A 1,026-nucleotide genomic window follows, 5' to 3' on the forward strand; every position below is an offset into this window, starting at 1 on the left:
GAGCCTTTGCTTGGTCTTTTTTTTTGCTTTTTATATCACTATTGCTTAAGAATATTTTAGTTTAACTATGTGTTACAAATGATGAATTTTTTAGCTTAAATAAGGTCTGCTTAGAATATATAACGTTCATTTGAACTCTATACTTTGTTACTCTTCCCTTATTCATTCCTTTTTCGTTATTTATATGGATATTTAAATGACATTTACTATATGGCTATCACTTTTTACTATCTGCCTACTTGGTGCTATGTCACCAGGACCAAGTTTAGCGATTGTCGCTAAACATAGTTTAGCTGGTGGAAGAATGAATGGTGTGGCGACAGCCTGGGCTCATGCTACTGGTGTGGCGATTTATGCTTTAGTTACGTTGGTTGGTTTAGCTACCTTATTGCATAAAAATCCTGTTCTATTTAAAGGTATCAGTTATCTCGGTGCTATATATTTAGGGTATTTGGGCGTCAAGGCTCTCCGGTCCAAAGGCGGGGTTGCAGAAAAGTTAGAATCTGGACAAAAAGTTAATGTGTTACAGTCCGCCAAAGAGGGGTTTCTTATTTCTCTAACTAGTCCAAAGATTATGTTGTTTTTTACTGCTTTGTTTTCTCAGTTTGTAGCGGCAGGCTCTGAATTGTTTGGACGACTACTAGTGGTTGGTACTCCTTATTTGGTTGATGGTATGTGGTACACCTTTATTGCATTTATGCTTTCTTCACCAGTCTTACTTGATAAGCTCCGGAAAAAAGCCGTTATTATAGATAGGCTTTCTGGGATTGTGTTAATCATTTTGTCTATAAGGGTAGTTTGGACAGCATAACTAACAAAACACTCTAAAATATCATGTTATCCACAATGTTTTGTGAATAAAGTGTGAGTTAACTATGAATTGTTATGTATTAAAAAATTAGACAAAAAAATGCGGTTTTTTTCTAAAAAACAGTTGCTAAGTTTTGTTGTATCCCTATAATGCGCCTCACTGACACGGCAGAGCCCACAAGGGTTACCGCTGAAGCCAGTAAGACGAGCTGCTTG

Annotated in this window: 1 protein-coding gene; it reads left to right on the top strand. The window is 36.5% G+C overall.

Annotated features, from left to right (window positions below; genetic code table 11):
* Positions 1-196 precede the first annotated feature (196 nt).
* Positions 197-811 (top strand): LysE family translocator, encoded by a 615-nt coding sequence (locus tag R3X26_RS18755; RefSeq protein WP_317718841.1) that lies wholly within the window; start codon positions 197-199, stop codon positions 809-811.
* Positions 812-1,026 lie beyond the last annotated feature (215 nt).

The sequence above is a fragment of the Vibrio sp. TH_r3 genome, assembly GCF_033101115.1.
Classification (GTDB): domain Bacteria; phylum Pseudomonadota; class Gammaproteobacteria; order Enterobacterales; family Vibrionaceae; genus Vibrio.

Coding starts and splice junctions, on each gene's coding strand:
- R3X26_RS18755 (WP_317718841.1), top strand. CDS start 197: ATGACATTTACTATATGGCTATCACTTTTTACTATCTGCCTACTTGGT.